The 15433-nt window shown below is 73.3% G+C and carries 13 protein-coding genes; 6 read left to right on the forward strand and 7 right to left on the reverse strand.

The features are described 5' to 3' along the window. The coding region (locus TR48_RS01460; RefSeq protein WP_236651961.1) for an NADase-type glycan-binding domain-containing protein at window positions 1-989 on the forward strand (989 nt) is incomplete at its 5' end. Between the two features lie 21 nt (window positions 990-1010). On the opposite strand, the gene TR48_RS01465 is transcribed toward TR48_RS01460, so the two are convergent. Beyond that, complete coding sequence (locus TR48_RS01465; protein ID WP_042363965.1) at window positions 1011-1841, reverse strand: alpha/beta fold hydrolase; 831 nt, start codon at window positions 1839-1841, stop codon at window positions 1011-1013. 551 nt (window positions 1842-2392) lie between these two features. Here TR48_RS01465 and TR48_RS01470 point away from each other — a divergent pair. Continuing rightward, entirely contained in the window at window positions 2393-2914 is a 522-nt protein-coding gene (locus TR48_RS01470) for a hypothetical protein (RefSeq protein ID WP_152627745.1), read from the forward strand. Between the two features lie 26 nt (window positions 2915-2940). Here TR48_RS01470 and TR48_RS01475 read toward each other — a convergent pair whose 3' ends face one another. After that, complete coding sequence (locus TR48_RS01475; RefSeq protein ID WP_042363967.1) at window positions 2941-3939, reverse strand: hypothetical protein; 999 nt, start codon at window positions 3937-3939, stop codon at window positions 2941-2943. Continuing rightward, window positions 3936-5273 carry a diacylglycerol/lipid kinase family protein gene (locus TR48_RS01480; RefSeq protein WP_042363968.1) on the reverse strand — a complete coding sequence of 446 codons (1338 nt, stop codon included), beginning with the start codon at window positions 5271-5273 and terminating at the stop codon, window positions 3936-3938. The genes TR48_RS01475 and TR48_RS01480 overlap by 4 nt, the downstream gene beginning before the upstream one ends. Before the next feature lie 197 nt (window positions 5274-5470). Here TR48_RS01480 and TR48_RS01485 point away from each other — a divergent pair, with 197 nt between their 5' ends. Beyond that, on the forward strand, window positions 5471-7207 hold the full coding sequence (locus TR48_RS01485; RefSeq protein ID WP_042363969.1) for a SulP family inorganic anion transporter: 1737 nt from the start codon (window positions 5471-5473) through the stop codon (window positions 7205-7207). Here the strand turns inward: TR48_RS01485 and TR48_RS01490 are convergent. Both TR48_RS01490 and TR48_RS01495 read right to left on the reverse strand, forming a co-directional pair. After that, the gene (locus TR48_RS01490; protein WP_042363970.1) at window positions 7174-9930 is read right to left on the reverse strand and encodes a cation-translocating P-type ATPase; all 2757 of its coding nucleotides are present in this window, start codon (window positions 9928-9930) and stop codon (window positions 7174-7176) included. The genes TR48_RS01485 and TR48_RS01490 overlap by 34 nt on opposite strands. Window positions 9931-9935: 5 nt before the next feature. After that, entirely contained in the window at window positions 9936-10889 is a 954-nt protein-coding gene (locus TR48_RS01495; protein ID WP_042363971.1) for a polyphosphate kinase 2 family protein, read from the reverse strand. Window positions 10890-11115: 226 nt separating this feature from the next. On the opposite strand from TR48_RS01495, the gene TR48_RS01500 reads away from it, so the two are divergent. The 3 genes from TR48_RS01500 (at window position 11116) to TR48_RS01505 (ending at window position 13290) form a co-directional block, all read left to right on the forward strand. Continuing rightward, window positions 11116-11607, forward strand: a complete 492-nt coding sequence (locus tag TR48_RS01500) for a DUF1269 domain-containing protein (RefSeq protein ID WP_042363972.1) — start codon at window positions 11116-11118, stop codon at window positions 11605-11607. Between the two features lie 107 nt (window positions 11608-11714). Further along, on the forward strand, window positions 11715-11888 hold the full coding sequence (locus TR48_RS42865; protein ID WP_161789763.1) for a hypothetical protein: 174 nt from the start codon (window positions 11715-11717) through the stop codon (window positions 11886-11888). A gap of 10 nt (window positions 11889-11898) precedes the next feature. After that, entirely contained in the window at window positions 11899-13290 is a 1392-nt protein-coding gene (locus tag TR48_RS01505) for an MFS transporter (protein ID WP_042363973.1), read from the forward strand. A gap of 105 nt (window positions 13291-13395) precedes the next feature. On the opposite strand, the gene TR48_RS38540 is transcribed toward TR48_RS01505, so the two are convergent. Together TR48_RS38540 and TR48_RS01515 are read right to left on the reverse strand one after the other, a co-directional pair. Beyond that, window positions 13396-13887, reverse strand: a complete 492-nt coding sequence (locus tag TR48_RS38540) for a hypothetical protein (protein ID WP_052442327.1) — start codon at window positions 13885-13887, stop codon at window positions 13396-13398. A gap of 272 nt (window positions 13888-14159) precedes the next feature. Further along, the coding region (locus TR48_RS01515; protein WP_063770872.1) for an RNA polymerase sigma factor at window positions 14160-15433 on the reverse strand (1274 nt) is incomplete at its 5' end.

A 15433-nucleotide genomic window follows, 5' to 3' on the forward strand; every position in this document is an offset into this window, starting at 1 on the left:
CCCGCCGCGTCGCCCGAGGAGGCCCCCACCGACCCCTGCCGACCGCCGCGCCCGCCGCGCCGGATCCCGCCGCCGTGGCCGCTGCCGCGGCGGCGGAGCGGGCCCGCGCACTGCTGGTGCCCGTCGCCGACGCGCAGCAGCAGGAGTCCGCGCCGGCCATCGTGCCGGTGCTGCCGGGGAGGCCGGCCGCCGCGCGGCCGACGGTGCAGGCCCCGGGCGCCGAGCTCGGCGACGAGGGGGGAACGCCCTGCCCCTGGTGCGGCACCGGCAACCGGCCCGACCGCCACTTCTGCCGCCGCTGCGCCATGTCGATGGAGGGACGTCCCGAGGACCCGCCCAAGCTCGCCTGGTGGCGGCGGCTGCCGGGCTTCGGCCCGCGCCGCAACCCGTGGGCCGGCGAGCGTCCGCGACTGCGCAGCGACTGGAGCCGGGTTCTCGGCTGGCTGGTCACGGCCGCGGTCGTCGCGCTGGTCATCACACTCGCGGTCGACAGCGGCTCGGTGGCGCAGACCGTGGGCGACCACTTCTCCAAGCGGGTCCTCATCCCGCCGGACACCTCGAAGATCACCGCGTCCGACTCCTATCCGAAGCACGGCCCCCAACTGGCCTTCGACGAGCACGACAACACCTGGTGGGGGCCGGGCTTCACGGGCGACGACGCGGGCCGGTGGATCCAGGCGGGGTTCGACCAGCCGGTCGACCTGCTCGACGTCATCATCAGCCCCGGCGAGTCGACGAACGCGTCCGACATCGACAGCTCCGCGCTCCCGCAGAACCTGGAGGCCGACGTCACCACCGCGGACGGCAAGCTCCACACGCAGATGCTGACCCTGGATCCGAACGTCGGCCCGCAGACCAAGGCGCTGCGCTTCGACAACGTCGTCTCGGTCCGCTTCGTCATCCGCTCGGCCTACAACGCCTCGCCGACCAAGCAGGTCGCCATCGCCGAGGTGGAGTTCTTCGGCCCCTCGCGTGGCGGCGGCTCCTGAACCGCGCGCTCAAGCCCGGGTTCAGGCCAGGAACGCGAGCAACTGCTCGTTGACCTCGTCGGCGTGGGTCCAGCACAGGCCGTGACCCGCGCCGTCGACGGCCACGAACCGGCTGCCCTTGATCAGTTCGTGGCTGCGCGGGCCGCAGGCCTCGATCGGCAGGATCCGGTCCTCGGTGCCGTGGAGGATCAGGACCGGGATGTCGATCTTGGGCAGGTCGGCGCGGAAGTCGGTGTGCCAGGTGGGCACGCACGCGATCGTGCCGGTAGGGGAGGCTCCCACCGCGGTGTTCCAGGCGTCCTGGACCTCCTCGGGGCTGATGCGCTTGCCTAGGGTCTGGTCGAGGTTGAAGAAGTTCTTGTTCCACTCGGTGAAGTAGGCCGCGCGGTCGGCGGTGAGCCCCGCCGCGATGTCGTCGAACACCTTCTGCGGGACGCCGTTGGGCGTCTCGGCGGTCTGCAGCAGGTAGGGCGGGACGCCCGAGACGATGACCGCGCGCCGGATCCGCTCGGAGCCGAACGCGCCGAGGTAGCGGGCGATCTCGCCGCCGCCCATGGAGTGGCCGACGAGGTCGGCGTCGCGCAGGTCGAGGGCGGTCAGCAGCGACTGCAGGTCAGCGGCGAAGGTGTCGTAGTCGTAGCCGGTCGTGGGCTGGCTGGACCGGCCGAATCCGCGCCGGTCGTAGGTGATGACGCGGTGTCCGGCCGCCAGCAGGGCGCGCTCCTGGCGCTCCCACGCGCGGCCGCTGAGCGGGAAGCCGTGGATGAGGACGACGGGCCGCCCCTGGCCGTGGTCCTCGTAGTAGAGCTCGATCGGGGCGGAGTTCTCCTGGCCGACGGTGACGAAGGGCATGGTCCGACTCCTGGATCCGGAGGGCTGCGGCCGCGAGGAGGACGCTCAAGCGGTCCTGCGGCGCACGAGAGGGGTGGGCGCTGCCATCACCCGAAGACCAATGAAGCACATCGCGGCGGCCCACGCCCTGGCACGTTGGCCCATCGTGGTGTCGCCGCGGCTGCCATCGAACGTTCCTCGGGGTCGCCGCGTCCGGTCCGCGGCGGACGCCGTGGAGCACATGGTGGACGCGGCCGACCAGGCCGCCCGTCGCCGCTGGGCGCTGCTCCCTCCTCTTCTCGGCTCCGGGGCGCCTCTCCGGGGTGGGACCGGGCCTTCTGACGCCCCGACCGTGGATGTGCGGGCAGGCTCCGCGGCGGTGGCCCGCTCGGCTCGATCCCGGGACCTTCGGCCCTGCCAAGTGGGTCCGACATGCCCTTCTTGGGTCGCCGGCATCGGGGCCGACACTTGGGCGTACATCCGATCCGTGTGCGTCACGGACGCCCAGGCCGCCGGGGGGAGCCGCCGCCGGGCACCCGCGAGGTGCCGGCGCTCAGAAGGAGGGCAGTGACATGCCCACCGGTGTATCCGCGCATCGCGCGTCCAAGTCCCCTGGCACGCCGTTGGCGGAGACGATGCTGATCGTCTGCGTGTCGGCGGCCGCGTTCGCCGCCGCCCACGCCGTCGAGGGGGTCGTCGGGATCGCCCGGGACATCTTCGGCGGCACCCCGTCCGGCGACCAGGTCGCGTCGGCGGGGACCGGCCGCTCACCGGGCGGGCGCGGGTCCGAGGCCCCCGGTCCCAAGTCGACGGCGCATCAGGCCGCCGGTCTCGTGCTCATCGTCGCGGCCGCCTACCTGGGCAAGCTCGTGCACCGGGTGCTCTCGGACATGTGGGAGGTGGTCCGGGACGTCGGCGGCGGGGCCCGTCAGGTGCAGCGGGCGCACAGCGTGGTGAAGGCCCCGGGCGCCGGGTCGGCGCCGCGTGGTTCGTTCACCGCGCGGCCGCGGCCGGTCGAGGGCCGCGCGCACGTCAAGGGGCGGGTCCGGGCGACCCTGGGCCGCACGACGGTGCCGAGCTCCGGCGCGCGATGACGACGCGGGCGTCCGGGTCCGTCCCGTCAGGCGGTCTCCTCGGCCCGCCGGTCGCGGGCCCGGCGGCGCAGCTGCCACCACGCGCCGAACCCGACCGACGACGCCGCCAGCACGACGACCAGCAGCGGCCACTGGCGATCGGCCAGCTGCGCGTCCGTGAGCAGGACCAGTAGCACCAGGCCCACGACGAGCAGGAACGAGACGCCGGCCCGCACGCCGGCCGCGACCAGGCCGGGGTCCGCGCCGCCCCCGGCTTCAGCCTCGGCGTAGGTCGGCGGCGCGGTCGTCGCGCCGAAGTAGAACCCGCGCGCCCGCTCGGCGATCGCGCGGCCCGCCCGCTGGTAGGAGACCGTCATGTACGGCAGCCACACCAACGGCGCCACCATCCCCACCACGATGACGACGGTGAGCAGCAGCCACTGACCGAGACGGGTCAACCACGAGACCGACGGCTGCGCCCCCTCGACGGAGCGCAGCCCGAGGATGCTCGCCATTCGTAGGGTGACCTGCCAGAGCCCCGCCGTCCGGCCGCGCCCGCCGGAGCCGCCCCCGCCGGAGCCGCGCCCGTCGTTCGCCGGTGTCGCGGCCAGCGCCGCGGCGGCGGACTCTGTGTCGGGGTAGGCTCCCTGGAGCACCAGCAGCTCAGCCGCGCGCACGGGCGCCCGCGGATCGCGCCCGGCCAGGGCGGCCAGCTCCAGCACGAACTGCGCCTGCGCGAGCAGGGCGCGGCAGAAGGCGACCGGGATCCAGACCAGGAACGGGCCGCCGACGAACGCGCCTTCGGTGACCGAGGCGCGCACGCCGTGGGCGACCGTCTCGGCCCGCAGTCGCTCCGCGTCCGCGTCCGGCAGACGACGCCGCAGCCCGTCGACGCGCGCCTGGGCACGCGGGCCCATCTCCCGTACGGCGAAGGCGGCGAGCTCCTCCGGCATGCGGGTCGGATCGGACCGCAGCCGACGCAACAGCGAACGTGCCCGCGCCTCGGCGGGATCCTCGGGGTGGGCGGTGCGTGACCGGGCCGTCACCGGCCTGCCTCCGCCTCCGTCGGCAGCGCGCTGCCGAGCGCCAGGGCCAGCAGCCGCCGCCAGTCGAGCGGGCCTCCGGGCGCCGCGGGCACGCCGGGCCGGTCCCTGGGGACCCGCACGCGGAGCGCGCCCGCCCGGAGCGTGCAGCTCACCGGCGTGGCCAGGCGCAGCGCCTCCCCGTCCACCCCGACCGGGACGGTCCCCGCCGGGGAGTCGACCGTGACCTGGTGCGCCGTCAGCACGGTCAGCGCCGCGGCCCGCCGGCCGAGGAGGGCGACCTCCGCCGCCTGGGCCGCGTTGGCGACCCTGACGCCCACGACGCCCAGGACCCCGCCATCCATCCGTGGCCTGCGGGCGGCGCCGAGCGGCTGCGCGCCCGCGTACGGGTTGTTGCTCACCAGCAGGGCCTGCGGACCTTCGAGCACGACCTCGTCGGCGACGGCCTCGAGCCGTTCGCCGGAGTAGCCGAGCAGCAGGTCGGGCAGCGCCTCGAGCGCCGTGCCCGCCTTGGCGTCGCGGTACTCGGGGCTCTGCACGATCTCCGCGTAGACCCCGAAGGAGACGGTGTTGACGAACGGCAGACCGTTCACCGTCCCCAGGTCGACCAGCAGTTCCTCGCCGTCGGCCAGCGCGGCGAGGGCGAGGGAGGGGTCGGCGCGGTCCAGGCCCAGGTCCATGGCGAAGTGGTTCCGGGTGCCGGCCGGCAGCACCAGGAAGGGCAGTCCGTGCTCCGCGGCGACGGCGGCCACCAGCGCCTGGGTCCCGTCGCCGCCCGCGACGCCGAGCAGGTCGGCGCCGTCCGCCACCGCCCGCCGGGCGAGCTCGGTGACGTCGACGGGCCCGCCGGAGGTGTCCAGCAGCACCACCTCGGCGCCCAGCGCCTCGGCCTTCTTGACCAGGCCGAACCGGCCGACCTTGCCTCCGCCCGAACGCGGGTTCATGATCAGGACGGGATGCCGTGCAGGCGTGCGGCGCACCGCGCGCATACCGCTGGGCGGCCGCACCGTCCGCAGCGCCGAGCGGGCGCAGAGCGCCGCCGCGGCCCACAGGACCAGCGCCGCGACCGCCTCCGCCCACAGCCCTTTGTCGGTGTAGGCGACCAGGACGACCACCAGGGCGCCCACCGCCAGCAGGACGCCGATCCAGCGCACCAGGCCTCGGTGGGCCACCGCCAACCACGCGCCGACCGCCGTGGCCACCAAGCCGCAGAGCCCGAGCAGCAGGATCAGCAGCCCGCCCAGCCCGGACGTGGACACCAGTACGACGACCGCGGCCAGGTCGGCGAGCAGGGCCAGCCAGGCCAGGAGGCGGGCGCGCGAACGAGCCGACACCATCCGGAACCCTTCCTTCCGCATCTATAGCGATGATGGCTCCTCAGCCCGGCGTCGGCACATCACCGCCGCACCGGTCGAGGTCGCCGATCCGCGCCCCAGGGCGACGCCGCCGGTCGACACAGGCCGGGGACCGGCCCGGCGAAGGGCCGGCGGACCCCTCGCGAGGCATCATGAGGAGGCGCGACGGAAGGAGTCCGATGTCTGCCGGTGCCCCTGACGGAGGATGGCGCCGCGTGGTCCCGGCTCTGCCGGGCCTCGCGGTCCTCCGTCGCTACCGCCGGGCCTGGCTGCGGGGCGACCTGCTGGCGGGCCTCACCGTGGCCGCCTATCTCGTACCGCAGGTCATGGCCTACGGGAGCGTGGCCGGACTGCAGCCCGTCACCGGGCTGTGGGCGATCCTGCCGGCGATCGTGCTGTACGCGGTCTTCGGCTCCTCGCGCCTGCTGTCGGTCGGCCCCGAGTCGACGACCGCGCTGATGACCGCGACCGTCGTCGCGCCGATGGCCGGCGGGGACGCCGGCCGCTACGCCGTGCTCGCGGCCACGCTCGCCGTCGTGGTCGGCCTGCTGTGCGTGGTGGCGTGGCTGGCCCGGCTCGGCTTCGTCGCCGACCTGCTGTCACGGCCCGTCCTGATCGGCTACCTGGCCGGTGTGGCGCTGATCATGATCGTGGATCAGCTGTCCAAGCTGACCGGGATCGACGTGCGCGGCGAGGGGTTCTTCCCGCAGCTGAAGTCGTTCGCGTCCGACATCACCCAGGCCCACGTGCCGACCGTGGTCTTCAGCCTCGCCACGCTGCTCTTCCTGCTGCTGGTGGCCAAATTCCTGCCGCGGCTGCCCGGCCCGCTGCTCGCCGTGGTGCTCGGCACCGCCGTCTCGGCCGCCTTCTCGCTGAAGGACCACGGCATCGCGGTGATCGGCGACATCCCGGCCGGGCTGCCGCGTCCCAAGCTGCCGGACCTCGGCCAGCTGCACCACCTGGCCCTGCCCGCGCTGGGCATCCTGCTGGTCGGCTACACCGACTTCATCCTCACCGGGCGCGCCTTCGCCAAGCGCGACGACGAGCCGCGGCTGGACGCCAACCAGGAGCTGCTGGCCCTCGGCGCCGTGAACATCGGCGCGGGCTTCTTCCAGGGCTTCCCCGTCAGCAGCAGCGCCAGCCGGACCGCCATCGGCGAGTCGACGGGCGCGAAGAGCCAGGTCTACACCCTCGCTGCGGGTCTCGGCGTGGTCGCCGTGCTGCTGTTCCTCAGCCCGCTGCTGCACGACACCCCCGACGCGGTGCTGGGCGCCCTGGTGGTGTTCGCCGCCGTCCGCATGATCGACGTCGCCGGATTCCGCAAGCTGTCGTCCTTCCGCCGCGGCGAGCTGCTGCTGGCGCTCGCCTGCCTGGCCGGCGTGCTGGCCCTGGACATCCTCTACGGCGTGCTGGTCGCGGTCGGGCTGTCGGTGGTGGAGCTGCTCAGCCGGGTCGCGCGGCCGCACGACGCCGTCCTCGGCGTGGTGCCGGGCGTGGCCGGGATGCACGACGTCGACGACTACCCGGAGGCGCGGACCGTCCCCGGCCTGGTGGTCTACCGCTACGACTCGCCGCTGTTCTTCGCCAACGCCGAGGACTTCCGCCGCCGCGCGATGGAGGCCCTCGAGGACCAGCCCGGCCCGGTGCGGTGGTTCGTCCTCAACGCCGAGGCGAACGTCGAGGTGGACATCACCGCGCTGGACTCCATGGACACCCTGCGGCTGGAGCTGGAGGAGCGCGGCGTCGTGTTCGCCCTGGCGCGGGTCAAGCAGGACCTGCTCGACGACCTCGACGCCTACGGACTGAGCGATTCCGTCGGCCCCGAGCGGATCTTCCCCACGCTGCCCACCGCCGTGGACGCCTACCGCTCCTGGGCCCGCGATCAGGGGGTCGCGGGCGACGCCTCGGCCGACTGAGCCGACTCCGCCGGGGCCGGCGCACGGCGGGCCAGCAACTTGCCCAGCTCCCACACCAGCAGCAGCGCGACGGCGGCCAGCAGCGCCCAGCCGAACTGCCGGACGTTGATGTCGGTCGTCCCCAGGATGTGGTTGAACGCGTCCATCTGGGTGACCAGCACCGCAAGCACGAACTCGCCCAGGGCCGCCCAGTTCATCTGCTTGCTGTCGAAGGTGGCGACGCTCAGCACCGAGTCGCGCTCGCTGCGGCACTCGTACGCCGCCACGATCAGGCACAGCGCGAAGGCGGTGAACGCGATCGACTGGCCCACCTGCGTGCTGCCGTAGTGCGCCTCGCCCAGCTTGATCAGCGCCAGCAGCAGCACCGTGATCGCGAGACCGGCGAGCCCCACGGTGACCACGACGGGCCGGGTCAGCACCGACTCCCCGCGCGGTCGCGGGACGCGGCGCATGAGTCCGGCGCTCTCCTTGTCGAAGCCGAGCGCGAAGCCGAACGGGGCGTTGACGACGAAGTGGATCCACAGCACCTGCGGGGGCGTGAACGGCTCGCCCGCGGCGATGTTGAAGAGGGTCGCGCCGAGAAAGGTCAGCACGAACGTCACCAGCAGCACCAGGACGAACCGGATGTACTTGGTGAGGTTGTCGTAGAGCTTCCGCCCCTCCTCCACCGCGTAGACGATGGTGGCGAAGTTGTCGTCGGCGAGGACCATCCGGCTGGCGTTCTTGGCCACGTCGGTGCCGCTGCCCATGGCGATGCCGATGTCGGCGGCCTTGATGGCCGGGGCGTCGTTCACGCCGTCGCCCGTCATCGCGACGACGTCGCCCTTCTTCTTGAGGGTGGAGGCGAGCAGCACCTTGTGCTCGGGCGCCACCCGGCCGACGACGCCGATGTCGTCGATCCTGGCCAGCCGCTCCTGCTCGGACAGCGCCGCGAAGTCGGCGCCGAGCAGGGCCTCGCCCTCGATGCCCAGCTGCCGCGCGATGGCCGCGCCGGTGGTGACGTCGTCGCCGGTGACCATGCGCACGCGGATATGCGCCGCCTTCGCGCTGGCCACCGCGGCCTTGGACTCCTCGCGCGGCGGGTCGACCATGGCGACCAGGCTGGTGATGCGCAGGTCGGTGACGTGCGCCAGCAGGTCGCCGTCCGGGTCGAACTCCGCCGGGTCCAGGTCGCGGTAGGCCGCGGCCATCACCCGCAGCCCCTCGCCGCCCATGCGCTCGGTCTGCGCCTGGGCGCGCCCGCTCAGGTCGGCGTCCCACGGGATGACCGCGCCGCCCGACAACGCGGTGGTGACCCGGGACATCACCGCCGGCGCCGCGCCCTTGACGAAGCAGCGCACCACGGGTCGGCCGGAGGCGTCCTTGGCCTCGTTGAAGCTGGCCATCAGCTTGTAGCCCGGGTCGAACGGCAGCGTCGCCAGCCGGGGGAAGCGGTCCCTGGTGCCCTCGATGTCCAGACCCGCCTTGTATCCGAGGACGAGCAGCGCGCCCTCGGTCGGGTCGCCCACGACCGCGTCGTCCACCAGCTTCGCGTCGTTGGCGATGAGGTAGGGCAGGACGGCCTCCTCGATGCTCTCGGCCGAGCCCACGGGGTGGTGGACCTTGCCCTCCAGCCGGTAGCCCGTGCCCGACACCGTGTAGCGGTCGGTGGGGCTGAGCACCTCGACGACCGTCATCTGGTTCATCGTCAGGGTGCCGGTCTTGTCGGAGTTGATGGCCGAGGTGAACCCGAGGGTCTCGACGGACGGCAGCTCTTTGACGATCGCGTGGCGCTTGGCCAGGTTGAGGCTGCCGACCGAGAGGATCACCTGGCTGACCGTCGGCAGCGCCTCCGGGATGGCCGCGATGGCCAGCGACACCGCGCTGACGAACAGCGCGTCCCAGGCCTGGTCCCGGCTGCGACCCAGGGCGAACATCACGATCATGGTCAGGCCGGCGGCCCCGGCGATCCACAGCGTCAGCGTGTTCAGCTCGCGGGTGAGCGGCGACTGCTCGGTCTCTGTGGCCGACAGCATCCCGGAGATCTTGCCCAGCTCGGTCCCGGAGCCCGTCGCGGTGACCACCAGCAGCGCGCTGCCGTGGGTGACCGGGGTGTTCATGAACGCCATGTTCGTCTGGTCGCCCGGCGACAGCTGCGCGCCGGTCAGCGCGACGGCGTCCTTCGACGCGGGGACGCTCTCACCGGTCAGCGCGGACTCGTCGATCTGCAACGCACTGGCCCGGAGGATGCGCCCGTCGGCAGGGACCTCGTCGCCCGCCGAGATCAGCACCACGTCGCCCACGACCAGCTGTTCGGCCGGGAGTTCGGTCTCCGCGCCGTCCCGCCGCACCCGCGCCGTCGCCTTCATCATCGACTTGAGCGCGTTCATCGCGCTCTCCGCCTTGCCCTCCTGGCGCAGGCCCGTGACCGCGTTGAACAGGGTCAGCGCGATCAGCAGGATGCCGGTGGACCACTCCTTGATCGCGAGGGAGACGATCGCCGCGGCCACCAGGATGATCTGCATGTAGCTGCGGTACTGGTCCAGGAAGCGCAGCCACTCGGGCCGCGGCTGCTCCTCGGGCAGCGCGTTCGGCCCGTGCGCGGCGAGCAGTTCGGCGGCGCGGGCGCCGCTGAGCCCCGTCTCCGGGTCCACTCCGAGGCGACTCGCCACCTCCTGCGCGGGGCGTGCGTACCATGGCGCCGCGTCCGGGTCCGGGGCTCCGCCGCCGGCCTGTTCGGTCATGGGCGTCACCCACGGCCCTTGCGGTGCTTGGCCGCGTACGGGTCCCGCGCGGCGCCCTCGGGCGCCTCGGCCTCCAGGTCGTGCTTGGCCGCGCGCAGGGCCTTGCGGGTCTTCTTGTCGACCTCGGGATACTGCGGGTCGATATCCAGCAGCGTGTGCACCAGCAGGGCCGAGGCGCAGATGCGGGCGAACCACTTGTGGTCGGCCGGGACGACGTACCAGGGCGCCCAGGGGGTGCTGGTCGCCGACAGCATGTCGGAGAAGGCCTTCTGGTAGTCGTCCCAGTACTCGCGCTCGCGGATGTCGGCCGCGGAGAACTTCCAGTTCTTCTCCGGCAGGTCGATCCGCTTGAGGAAGCGGCGGCGCTGCTCCTCCTTGGACAGGTTCAGGAAGACCTTGACCAGCCGGAACCCGTTCTCGGTCAGGTGGCGTTCCCAGTCGTTGATCGCCCGGTAGCGGTGGTGCCACAGGTCCGGCCCCCGGGCCTCGGGGGGCAGCTTCTGCCGGTCCAGCAGCTCCGGGTGCACCCGGACCACCAGGACCTCCTCGTAGTGGGACCGGTTGAAGATGGCGATGTCCCCGCGGGCGGGCAGGCGCTGGGCGTAGCGCCACAGGTAGTCGTGGTCGAGCTCCTCCGCGGAGGGCACCTTGAAGCCGCTGACGTGGACGCCCTGCGGGTTCACCCCGCTCATGACGTGACGGATGGTCCCGTCCTTGCCGCCGGCGTCGAGCGCCTGCAGGCACATCAGCACCCCGTGGGTGTCCTGCGCGGCCAGCCGCGCCTGGTACTCCGCCAGCAACTTCACGCCGGTGTGCAGCAGCTCGACGCCCTCGCGCTTCTTCATCCCGCCCTTGAAGCCGGGGTCGAAGTCCTTCGCCAGGTGCACCCGGGAGCCGGGCTTCACGCGCAGCGGCTCGATGAAGTCCGCGATGCGTTTGACCGTCTGTCTGTCCGCCATGACCCGCACCTGGTCCTTCCGGGATCGGCGCACCGGGGGAGTGCTGGGTTCCACGGTCGGCTCTGCGGCTGCGGGCGGCAACCGAACGGCGTCCGTCCGGGGCGGCGACGCCGGTCGCCCCAGCGGTCGGCTCCGTGTGGCGGGGTCAGGGGCCCCGGCCGACGATGGGAGGCGTTGTGTGTTCCCCGCTGTGTTCCCCCCTCTTCGCGCGAGACCGGAGACCGTGATGGCGACGTTGACCGTATGGAAGTTCCCCACCGCGACGGGGGCCGACGAGGCCCTCGACACGCTGAAGCAGCTCCAGAAGCAGGAGCTGATCAAGGTTCAGGACGGGGCCGTGATCAGCTGGCCCGCCGGGGCCGGCAAGCCCAGGACCCGCCACCTGAGCGACATGACCGGGCCGGGCGCGCTGGGCGGCGCCTTCTGGGGCTTTCTGTTCGGGCTGATCTTCTTCATCCCGCTGATCGGTATGGCGATCGGTGCGGCGGGTGGCGCGCTGGGCGGCCACCTCGCCCACTTCGGCATCGACGAGGACTTCATCAAGTCCGTGAAGGAGAAGGTCACCCCCGGCACCTCCGCTCTCTTCGTGCTCAGCTCAGACGCCGTGCTCGACCGGGTCCGCCCCGCCTTCGAGGGCTGGCACGCGGAGCTCCTCCAGACCAACCTCTCCGCCGACGAGGAGTCCCGCCTCCGCGAGGCCTTCACCGAGGGCGAGTAGCCGGGGGGCGCTTCTGCCGGGATGTCTCGGCGGGTGCCCATGGTGGGCTGTCTTGACATGTTGTCCCGGCATGTGTGCAGGATAAGGGACAGTGAAAGCGGTTGCGTATGGCAACCGAAAGCTCGCGTGCCTCCGCCCGCCGCGCCCGTCACGGGCCGGCGGGCGGAGGCGTCCGAGACCAGGAAGAGAGCCCTGCCTTCATCATGAACATCCCCGATCAGACCCCGATGCGCGCCGCCGGCGCCACCCCTGCCGCCGTCCTCGGCGAGGTGGTCGGCTGAGGAGGCGCGTATGTCCACGGCCATCGACAACGCCCCCTACGCGGCGTTCCACCGTCGCCTCGCCCTGGCCTGCTCCGGCGGGCCGATGCTGGACGGGTACATCCTCAGCGTCGTCGGCGTCGCCCTGATCGGCATGAAGCCCGAGCTCGGGCTCAGCACCGGGGCCGTCAGCCTGATCGGCGCCGCCGCCCTGGCCGGGATGTTCGTCGGCGGAGCGGTCTTCGGCGTGCTGACCGACAAGATCGGCCGCGAGGTGATGTACACCGCGGACCTGCTGGTCATGCTGGCCTGCTCGGTCGCCTCGTTCTGGGTGACCGAGGTGTGGGCGATCGTGGCGCTGCGCCTGCTCCTCGGCATGGCGGTCGCCGCCGACTACCCGATCGCGACCTCGCTGCTGGCGGAGTGGCTCCCGGTCAAGCACCGCGGACGGCTGCTGGGCCAGCAGATCATCGCCTGGTACGCGGGCTCCGTCCTCGCCTACGTGGTCGGCTACGTCTGCATTCAGCTGGGCGGCCAGGACAGCTGGCGCTGGCTGCTCGCCAGCCCGGCCGTGCTGTGCGTGTTCTTCATGCTGGTGCGCCGCGGCTCGCCGGAGTCGCCGCTGTGGCTGGCCCGCAACGGGCGCGGCGCGGAGGCCGTCGAGCTGGTGCGCGAGCACCTCGGCGCCGAGGTCACCGTCCAGGACCTGCTGGCCGGCGAGCCGTCGGGCGGCGAGCGCCTGGACACCGGCTCGCTGCGGGTGCTGTTCAGCGCGCGCTACCGCCGCCGCACCCTCTTCTGCGGGCTGTTCTTCCTCTGCCAGGTCGCGCCCCTCTTCGCGATGCTGACCTTCGGCCCCGCCATCCTGGGCGCGTTCGGCCTGCCGGGCGGGACCGTGATGGACACCCTGGGCACCGGGCTGATCAGCCTGGTCTTCCTGGTCGGCTGCTTCCCGGCGCTGCGCGCCATCGACACCCGCGGCCGCCGACCGGTGATCGTCTGGTCGTTCGCGCTGATGATCGTGCCGCTGGCTTTCCTCGGCGTCTGGCCGACGGCCCCCGCACTGCTGGCCCTGACGGCGCTCTGCGCCTACGCCTTCCTGTGCGGCGGCCCGAACGTGCTCGACTGGACCTACCCCAACGAGCTGTTCCCCACCTCCGTCCGCGCTACCGCCGTCGGCTTCGCCACCTCGGTCAGCCGCATCGGCGCCGCCGTCGGCACCTACCTGCTGCCGCTCTCGCTGACCGGGCTCGGCATCGGCCCCACCATGCTGATCGCCGCCGGTCTGACCGCGCTCGGCCTCCTGGTCAGCGCCCTCTGGGCCGAGGAGACCCGCGGCGTCGGCCTCCAGCAGGCCGCCGCGGACATCCCCGGCGCCCGCAGCCCTCGCGGCGAGCGGACCCCCGAGCCCGCCCGCGCCTGAGGGCCCGGCTGCTCGGTAGCCCGGGCTCGGCTCAGGACTCGGGAGCCCCGGGGCCAGAGCGTTCGTGCGTCGGCACGCGCCCTCTGGGCCCCGGGGCGACGCGTGTCACACCGCCTGCATCGTGCCCGCCGTGATGACCCCGTTCTCGACCGTGTAGACGGCGTCGAACCGGGCCGTCGTCTGGTCGTAGTGGGACGCGACGATCCTGAACGCGACCCGCTCACCCCGAACGGATCCGATCACACACGACAGGGTCGACGTGTCCGCGAACCCCGCGTCGAACTTCTCCCAGGACGGGACCATGTTCCTGCCGCCGAGATCGGCCCACGCGTGCCGCAGATCATGCGTGTTGATCGCCCGGCAGAAGGCCTGGACCACAGCGGACGGCGCGGAGGACGCGACGGAGACCGGGCTGCTCGACGCCGGGACCCGAGGGGCCGGTGCGGTGGTCGTGCCGGCGGAGTTCCGCGAAGAGCCGAAGACCTTGCCCAGAACCCAGCTGGTGCCCCCGAAACCGACCGCGACGAAACCCACGACCCCGAGGGCCAGACCGGCCCGTCCCAGCGCGCTTCCGCTCGATATGCGTAGCTTCCCCATGATTGCCTCCCCGCGCGGATGCTAGCGCAGGGTCCGCCGCCGACCGCAACCCGCCGTCAGGCTGCCGACAGGCCCAGGTCGCGCAGGCTCTCGGCCGACTCGACGATCGTCGCCTCCGCCGGGCGGGGCTTCCAGCCGAGCAGCTCGCGGGCGCGGCCGTGGTGGATGACCGGGTAGGGCAGTTCCGCGCCCGGGGCCTCCTGCGTCGGGACGCGGGACGCGGGACGCGGGACGCGTGGGCTCGCGGCGGGGCGCGAGCCGCGCGGGCGGGTTCAGCCCGCGTCCCGCGGCAGTGCCGCAGCCTTGCGGAGCAACACCGCGCGCTCCTGGGCGTTCCCGCACAGGCGGGCGGCGAGTTCCAGCTCCGCCCGGGCCTCGGCGGTGCGGCCGAGGCGGGTCAGGAGTTCGCCCCGCACGCCCGGCAGCAGATGCGATCCGGAGAGCCGGCCGGAGACGACGAGGTCGTCCACCAGGTCGAGGGCCGCCTGCGGGCCGTGGCCCATCGCGACGGCGACCGCGCGGTTCAGCTCCACGACGGGCGAGGGCGCGACCCGCCCGAGCGACTCGTAGAGCAGCACGATGCGGTCCCAGTCGGTCTCCGCGACCGAGGGGGCGACGGCATGGCAGGCGGCGATCGCGGCCTGCAGCCCGTACGGGCCGAGCCCGCGCCCGGCGGCCGAGGCTCGGCCGAGCGCGGCGAGCCCGCGACGGATCGCGGAGCGGTCCCACAGCCTCCGGTCCTGGTGCTCCAGCAGCACCGCCTCGCCGTCGGGGCCGGTGCGGGCGGGGAACCGCGCGGCGGTGAGCTCGAACAGCGCGAGCAGCCCGTGGACCTCCGGCTCGTCGGGCCGCAGCGCGGCCAGCATGCGGGCCAGCCGGATCGCCTCGTAGGCGAGGTCAGGCCGGAGCAGCGCGTCGCCCGAGGTGGCCGTCGACCCCTCCGTGAAGATCACGTACAGCACGCTCAGCACACCGCCGAGCCGCTCGCGGCGTTCCTCGGCCGGCGGCAGCTCGAACGGCACCCGCGCCGCCGCGATCGTCTTCTTCGCCCGGGTGATCCGCGCCTGCACGGTGGCGACCGGCACCAGGAACGCCCGCGCGATCTCCTCGCTGGTGAGCCCGCCCACCGCCCGCAGCGTCAGTGCGACGCGCGCCTCGGGGGAGAGCACGGGATGGCAGGCGATGAAGATCAGCGCCAGGACGTCGTCCTCCACCCGGTCCGGGTCCCAGGGCAGGTCGTCCGCCGGGGCGGTCGGGTCGACGGCGCCGGAGCTCGTCGCGCCCTCGGTGAGCCGGCCGGCCAGCAGGGCGTAGCGCGCGTCGCGGGCCGAGCGGCGGCGGAAGGCGTCGATGGCGCGCCGCCGTCCGGTCGCCAGCAGCCAGCCGACCGGGTTCGCGGGCGCGCCGTCGCGGGCCCAGGCGACCAGCGCCTCCGCGAGCGCCTCCTGCGCGACGTCCTCGGCGAGTTCGAAGTCGCCCGTGTAGCGGGCCAGCGCGCCCACGATGCGCGCCGAGTCGATGCGCCACACGGCCTCGACGGCGCGGC

The sequence above is a fragment of the Streptacidiphilus neutrinimicus genome (genome assembly GCF_000787815.1).
GTDB classification, from domain to species: Bacteria; Actinomycetota; Actinomycetes; order Streptomycetales; family Streptomycetaceae; genus Streptacidiphilus; species Streptacidiphilus neutrinimicus.

What these genes read in the sequence shown, in the direction of transcription:
- TR48_RS01465 (WP_042363965.1), bottom strand. Translation starts at nt 1,841, where the DNA reads ATGCCCTTCGTCACCGTCGGCCAGGAGAACTCCGCCCCGATCGAGCTC.
- TR48_RS01470 (WP_152627745.1), top strand. Translation starts at nt 2,393, where the DNA reads ATGCCCACCGGTGTATCCGCGCATCGCGCGTCCAAGTCCCCTGGCACG.
- TR48_RS01480 (WP_042363968.1), bottom strand. Translation starts at nt 5,273, where the DNA reads ATGGTGTCGGCTCGTTCGCGCGCCCGCCTCCTGGCCTGGCTGGCCCTG.
- TR48_RS01485 (WP_042363969.1), top strand. Translation starts at nt 5,471, where the DNA reads ATGTCTGCCGGTGCCCCTGACGGAGGATGGCGCCGCGTGGTCCCGGCT.
- TR48_RS01490 (WP_042363970.1), bottom strand. Translation starts at nt 9,930, where the DNA reads ATGACCGAACAGGCCGGCGGCGGAGCCCCGGACCCGGACGCGGCGCCA.
- TR48_RS01495 (WP_042363971.1), bottom strand. Translation starts at nt 10,889, where the DNA reads ATGGCGGACAGACAGACGGTCAAACGCATCGCGGACTTCATCGAGCCG.
- TR48_RS01500 (WP_042363972.1), top strand. Translation starts at nt 11,116, where the DNA reads ATGGCGACGTTGACCGTATGGAAGTTCCCCACCGCGACGGGGGCCGAC.
- TR48_RS42865 (WP_161789763.1), top strand. Translation starts at nt 11,715, where the DNA reads ATGGCAACCGAAAGCTCGCGTGCCTCCGCCCGCCGCGCCCGTCACGGG.
- TR48_RS01505 (WP_042363973.1), top strand. Translation starts at nt 11,899, where the DNA reads ATGTCCACGGCCATCGACAACGCCCCCTACGCGGCGTTCCACCGTCGC.
- TR48_RS38540 (WP_052442327.1), bottom strand. Translation starts at nt 13,887, where the DNA reads ATGGGGAAGCTACGCATATCGAGCGGAAGCGCGCTGGGACGGGCCGGT.